6 protein-coding genes are annotated in these 6207 nt (G+C 69.5%); 4 read left to right on the top strand and 2 right to left on the bottom strand.

What is annotated here, in order from left to right:
* From H0U68_RS10760 to H0U68_RS10775, 4 genes are all read left to right on the top strand, one after another.
* Positions 1-2088: circularly permuted type 2 ATP-grasp protein (locus tag H0U68_RS10760; protein WP_296355406.1), on the top strand; the 2088-nt coding region annotated here is incomplete at its 5' end.
* Positions 2089-2466: 378 nt separating this feature from the next.
* Complete coding sequence (locus H0U68_RS10765) at positions 2467-2634, top strand: hypothetical protein (protein WP_296355407.1); 168 nt, start codon at positions 2467-2469, stop codon at positions 2632-2634.
* A gap of 1108 nt (positions 2635-3742) precedes the next feature.
* Complete coding sequence (locus tag H0U68_RS10770) at positions 3743-4675, top strand: transglutaminase family protein (protein ID WP_296355409.1); 933 nt, start codon at positions 3743-3745, stop codon at positions 4673-4675.
* On the top strand, positions 4672-5127 hold the full coding sequence (locus tag H0U68_RS10775; protein WP_296355411.1) for a RidA family protein: 456 nt from the start codon (positions 4672-4674) through the stop codon (positions 5125-5127). The genes H0U68_RS10770 and H0U68_RS10775 overlap by 4 nt, the downstream gene beginning before the upstream one ends.
* Before the next feature lie 247 nt (positions 5128-5374).
* Here the strand turns inward: H0U68_RS10775 and H0U68_RS10780 are convergent, their stop codons facing one another.
* Positions 5375-5761, bottom strand: a complete 387-nt coding sequence (locus tag H0U68_RS10780; RefSeq protein ID WP_365731354.1) for a VOC family protein — start codon at positions 5759-5761, stop codon at positions 5375-5377.
* A gap of 29 nt (positions 5762-5790) precedes the next feature.
* Positions 5791-6207: lytic murein transglycosylase (locus tag H0U68_RS24380; RefSeq protein ID WP_365731356.1), on the bottom strand; the 417-nt coding region annotated here is incomplete at its 5' end.

The raw sequence follows: 6207 nt of genomic DNA on the forward strand, positions 1-6207 counted from the left end.
GGCGGGCGCCGGCTGCACATCGCCGCCTTCGACCTGGCGCGCGACCCCGAAGGCCTGTGGTGGGTGGCCTCGCAGCGCACGCAGGCGCCTTCGGGCCTGGGCTACCTGCTGGAGAACCGGCTGATCATCTCCCGCCTGTTCCCCGAGGCATTCCGCGAGCTCAAGGTGCAGCGCTTGGCCGCCACCTACCGCGCACTGCTGGAAAGCCTGGCCGCGCAATGCCCGGCCGATGGCGGCGAGCCGCGCATCGCGCTGCTCACGCCCGGGCCGTACAACGAAACCTATTTCGAGCACGCCTACCTGGCTCGCTATCTCGGCCTGACCCTGGTGGAAGGCAGCGACCTGACGGTGCGCGACGAGCGGCTGTACCTGAAGACGGTGGCCGGCCTGCAGCGCGTGCACGGCGTGCTCAAGCGGCTGGACGACGAATTCCTGGATCCGCTGGAGCTGCGCTCCGACTCGCACCTGGGCGTGCCGGGCCTGCTGCAGGCGATCCGCGCGGGCAACGTGCTGGTGGCCAACGCGCCGGGCTCGGGCTTCCTGGAGTCGCCGGCGCTGCTCGGTTTCCTGCCGGCGCTGTGCCGCAAGCTGTTCGGCCAGGAGCTGAAGCTGCCGTCGCTGCCCAGCTGGTGGTGCGGCGAGCGCGCCGCGCTGGACGCCGCGCTGCCGGAGCTGGCGCAGTCCGCCATCAAGCCGACCTATGGCGTGCCGGGCGCCGGCGCCGTGCGCGGCCAGGCGCTGGGGCTGCGGGCAATCGACGAATGGGCCGGCCGCATCGTGCGCGCGGCCGACGAGTACACCGTGCAGGCCGATCCGCCGCAGTCGCAGATGCCCACCTGGAGCGGCGGCGACGGCCATGTACAGGGCATCATGCCGCGCTCGCTGGTGCTGCGCGTGTTCGCGGTGTCCGATGGCGCTGGCGGCTGGCGCGTGCTGCCGGGCGGCCTCACGCGGCTGGGCGGCGCGCAGCCGCAGAGCGCGTCGATGCAGCGCGGCGGCAGCAGCGCCGACACCTGGGTCATCACCGAAGGCGAGGTCGACGCCACCAGCCTGCTGCGGCACGCGCACCCGGCTGTCGAAGGCGCGCACCGCCAGTCCACCGTGACCAGCCGCGCCGCGGAAAACCTGTTCTGGCTGGGGCGCTATACGGAACGCAGCGAAAACACCTCGCGGCTCGCGCGGCTGGTGCTGGAAGGCCTCAACGGCGAAGACCAGTCGTCGCAGCCGCTGCTGGCCTGGCTGGGCGCCATGGCGGCGGACAGCGCCCTGGTGCTGCCCGCCGTGCCGCCGCCGGCGCAGGCGCGGCGCGTGTTCGAGCGTTCGCTGATCGCGGCGCTGGCCGGCAAGGAGGGCAACACCAGCGTGGGCTACAACCTGCGCGCCCTGCGCCACGCCGCCTCGGCCGTGCGCGAGCGCCTGTCGCAGGAACAGTGGAACGTGATCGTGCAGGCCGAGCAGGAGTTCGCGCGCGGCTGCGCGCAGTGCATGCACGACGGCGACTACTCGCCGGTGGAGGCGCTGCGCGTGCTGGAGACGCTGTCGGGCCGCACCGCGGCCATGACCGGCGCGCAGACCGACCGCATGACGCGCGACGACGGCTGGCGCCTGCTGTCCTGCGGCCGCCAGCTGGAGCGGCTGGGGTTCCTGGCCTCGGCGCTGGCCGAGGCCTTCGCCACCGGCGCCGTGTTCGACCAGAGCGGCTTCGAAACCGTGGTGGCGCTGTTCGACAGCACCATCACCTTCCATGCCCACTACCAGCAGCGCCACGACCTGCCGGCCCTGCTGGACCTGCTGGTGCTGGACCTGGACAACCCGCGCTCGCTGGGCTGGGTCACCAAGACGCTGCGCGGCCAGCTCGCCAAGCTGGCGCGCGCGCAGCCCGGCACCGTGCCCGACATCGCCGCCGGCGTGCCCGACCCGGCCCTATGGTCGCTGGAGGCTCTGTGCACGGTGGATGCCGACGGCGGCTACGCCGCCCTGCTGGCGCTGCTGGAGCAATGCGGGGACGCCGCCTACCTGCTATCGGACGACCTCACCACGCGCTACTTCGCGCACGCGGCCGACAGCCGCTACAGCATCGGAGCCTAGGCGCTTGCACGGCAGAGGCTCCGAAGTTCGGCAAGCAATGCTGCCGTGGCTAAGGACGTCGCGGGCGCCGCCCGGCATTCGCGCCCCAGCAGGGACAGCCAGGGAGGAGATGGCGCCACGGCCTTGTCAGACACCGCCGCGAACTGTTGCGGGATGGTTGATCATCCCACCTCAACTGCTTCATAGGTGTTTAAATGTATTTGTTGTGGCAATTTGAGTCACCCGCTGCAGTCTCCCTCTCAACAATTTGTTTCCCTCGAAGGAATTCCATGAAATTCATCAATAAAACCATGGGCATGACGATGATTGCCGCCGCGTTGACGGGGGCTTTCGGATTGACATGGAGCGAGCCGGGCTTCGCTAATAGCGGAGGTGGCAATGGCGCAGGTGGCAATGGCGCAGGTGGTGGTGGCGCGGGTGGTGGTGGGGCTGGTGCTGGCGGAGGTGCCGGAGGGGCGGGCGGCGGCGGTTCAGGAGCGTCCAGCGGGGGCAGCGCGGGCGGTGCTGCCGCAGGCAATGCCGGCGGCGTCGGGGGTGCAAACGTAGGCTCAGGCAACAGCGGCAGCGGCATCGGCAATACCGGCACCGGCAATCAAGGCAATACGAGCGCTGTCGGCAACAACGTTGGGGCCAACCCTTCGAGTGGGAGCCCCAGTGGCACAGCGGCCGTTGGCGGAACGACTGCAGGTTCCGGCGCCAGCGCAACCACTGGCACGAGCAACGCTGCCGCAGCAGCATCGACCGGAACCGCCAACCCAAGCTCGGCCAACGCAGCCACAGCCTCCCCAGCGTCATCCAACCCCGGTCTCGCGCCGGCGACCTCCGTTACCGCGCCTGGCGCGACGAAAGCCGTCGCTGCCTCGCCCATGGGCATACCCGCAGCGAGCACATCAGGCATTGGGGCAACGCCTTCCGCGTCATCGAACAGTGCTCCGAGCACCACGTCCACCAATCCAGGGAACGCGATGAGAGGCGCAGTTGGTTCTGCGCCGGCATCGTCGCCCATGAACGCCCCCGCGACCCCCGCCAACGCCTATGGCAAGGCGAAAGGGTCGGTTACTTCAAGCAAGGGCTCACCAGCAGCCACCTCTGCTGCCATGGGTCCCGCCGCGGCATCGAACAACACCCCGGCAGGCAAGACCTCAGCCGGCGCACGTGGCGCAACGCAACCCATGGCCGCTGCCGTTCCCGGAGCAGCAACAAGCAAGAGCGACGCGTTGAAGGGAGCTGCGGGTACGCAGGCACTGGGCAGTGCACCTTCCAGCGGCGCGAGGTCAGACAATGAATTGGGGCACTCGGCGGCGGCGACAGCCGGCGCGCCTGCCAAGGCCACCCGGAGCACCCCGAGCACCAGTTCGGCTGCGGCTGTCTCGGCCGAGGAGGCAAGGGCATCGCGCACAGAGGTGGCATTGCAGCGGGCACGCGCCACGTCAGCCAAGAGCACGCGAACTCAGGTAAATTGAGCCTCCCAGGCGACAGCGGCCGAGCCGCTGTCGCCTGAGGCGAGGTCCTTTTTATGCCTAGGCCGATGCGCGCCGAAAGCTGTGGCGTATGGGTGTTGCAATGGAGCGGGGGCTCCGATGGCGGCCTTGTTGGCCGCAGCCCAAAGGGTTGGGGGGAAACTGCAAAAAATGGTTGAACCGGCCCTAACACCATGCTGCTGCGCGTCGTCCACGAAACCCGCTACGCCTACACGCCGCCCGTGAAGACGGCGCAGCACGTCGCACACCTGCGGCCCGCGCACGGCCCGCAGCAGGCCGTGCTCGCGCACCGGCTGGAGATCGCGCCCGCGCCGGCGCAGTGCAAGGAGTCCACCGACGTGTTCGGCAACACGCGCACCTTCTTCAGCCTGCAGGCGGTGCACGAGAGCCTGCGCGTGGTTGCCGACAGCCTGGTGGCCACCCGCCCGCGCGCGCAGCCGGGCGACTCCATGCCGTGGGAGCAAGCGCGCGAGCGCATGCGCTACCACCGCGCCGCGCATTACGACGCGGCCGCGGAATTCATGTTCGCCTCGCCCTATGCGCCGCGCGACGAGGCGTTTGCCGCCTATGCGCGCCCCAGCTTCGCTGCCGGCCGGCCGCTGGCGCAGGCGGCGCGTGCGCTGATGACGCGCATCCACGAGGACTTCGTCTACGAGACCGCCGCCACCGACGTGGGCACGCCGGCGCTGGAGGCGCTGGCGCTGCGCAAGGGCGTGTGCCAGGACTTCGCGCACGTGATGCTGGCCTGCCTGCGCAGCCTGGGGCTGCCGGCGCGCTACGTCAGCGGCTACCTGCTGACCGAGCCGCCGCCTGGCCGGCCGCGGCTGGTGGGCGGCGACGCCTCGCATGCCTGGGTGTCGGTGTACCTGCCCGATGCGAACGGCCCGGGGCAATGGCTGGAGCTCGACCCGACCAACGACCGCCTGCCCGGCGAGGACTACGTGGTGCTGGCGACCGGGCGCGACTATTCCGACGTGTCGCCGCTGCGCGGCGTGATCCAGGGCGGCGCGCGCCACACGCTGCGGGTGGCGGTGACGGTGGCGCCGGTGGAGGGCTCCGTAGAATCGGCCGGGAATTCTTCCAACGACACAAGGAGCACCCCATGAGCGTCAACGACAAGCTGAAGGAACTCGGCATCACCCTGCCCACCGTGGGCACCCCGGCCGCGGCCTACGTGATGTACGTGCAGACCGGCAACCTGGTGTTCATCTCCGGCCACATCGCCAAGAAGGACGGCAAGCCCTGGGTCGGCCAGCTCGGCAAAAACATCGGCACCGAGGAAGGCAAGCAGGCCGCCCGTGCCATCGCCATCGACCTGATGGGCACGCTGCAGGCCGCAGTGGGCGGCGACCTGGGCAAGGTCAAGCGCATCGTCAAACTGATGAGCCTGGTGAACTCCACGCCCGACTTCACCGAGCAGCACCTGGTCACCAACGGCTGCAGCGAACTGATCGCGCAGGTGTTCGGCGACAAGGGCGCGCATGCGCGCTCCGCCTTCGGGGTGGCGCAGATTCCGACGGGCGCCTGCGTCGAAATCGAGATGATCGCGGAAGTCTAGTCACTTCAAAAACGCTGCGCGTTTTTGAAGTGCTCTGATCAGATGATTGACCGCGGAGTGAATCCGCGATCAATCATGGAGGGACCGCGCTGCACGTTGTTTCGCGCGATCCGGGTGGAACGGTTCACCGTCCGAGCAAATGGGGTCGGATCGCGATTCAGGACGCAGCGTCTCCGAAGCGCCGGGGCGCCGTCCGAATCGTGCTCTGACCCCATTTGCGTTCTCAGCCGGAGACTTCACATCCACCTCACCCCCGCCGCGCGTAGCTCACCGTCAGCATCTCCCACTGGTGCCCGTCCGGGTCGTTCCAGTACACCATGCGCCCGCCATAGGCCGTGTTGACCTGGTTGTTCACCGGACTGTGCACGTCGCTGCGAAACGGAATACCCGCGGCCTGGATACGCTCCAGGATCGCGTCGAATTCCGCTTCGCTCACGCGAAAGCAGTAGTGCTCGACCGGGAACGGTTCGTCGGTCTGGAAGAAATCCAGCGTCAGCCCGTCGTTGAGGTACACCGGCGCGAACGGGCCGACGCCGGATGCCGCCCACGGCACGCCGAGCAGTTCGCCCAGCCGCTGCGCCGAGGCGGCCTTGTCGCGCGTGGAGACGATGAAGTGATCGAGTTCGATAGCCATGGCGCGAGCATACCGATGCACGCACAACCCTACATCCCCATCAGCACCCGCATCGTCCGCTGCCCCACCCGCCTCCCCGGCGGCAGGCCGGCTTTGGCGCGCTCGGCCTCGATCGCGTCGCGCGTGTTGCGCCCGGCGACACCGTCGGCCGTCACCAGGGCGTGGCCGCGCGAGACCAGCCACTCCTGCAATTGCCGGGTCTGCGCGCGCGTGAGGCCCGGGTCGTCGGTCGGCCAGGGCGTGACGATGCCCGGCCCGCCGGCGATCTTGTCGGCCAGCACCGCCACCTCCATCACGTAGCGCTCGGACTGGTTGTAGCGCCACACCGTGCGGAAGTTCGACGAGACCAGGAACACCGGCCCGGGCATGCCGACCGGCGCGATCGGATACAGCTCCGGGTCGCCCGGCACCTGCAGCGGCGCCGCCTGCCCGGCGCGGTCCACGGC

The sequence above is a fragment of the Ramlibacter sp. genome, assembly GCF_013697775.1.
In the GTDB taxonomy this organism is placed as follows: domain Bacteria; phylum Pseudomonadota; class Gammaproteobacteria; order Burkholderiales; family Burkholderiaceae_C; genus Ramlibacter.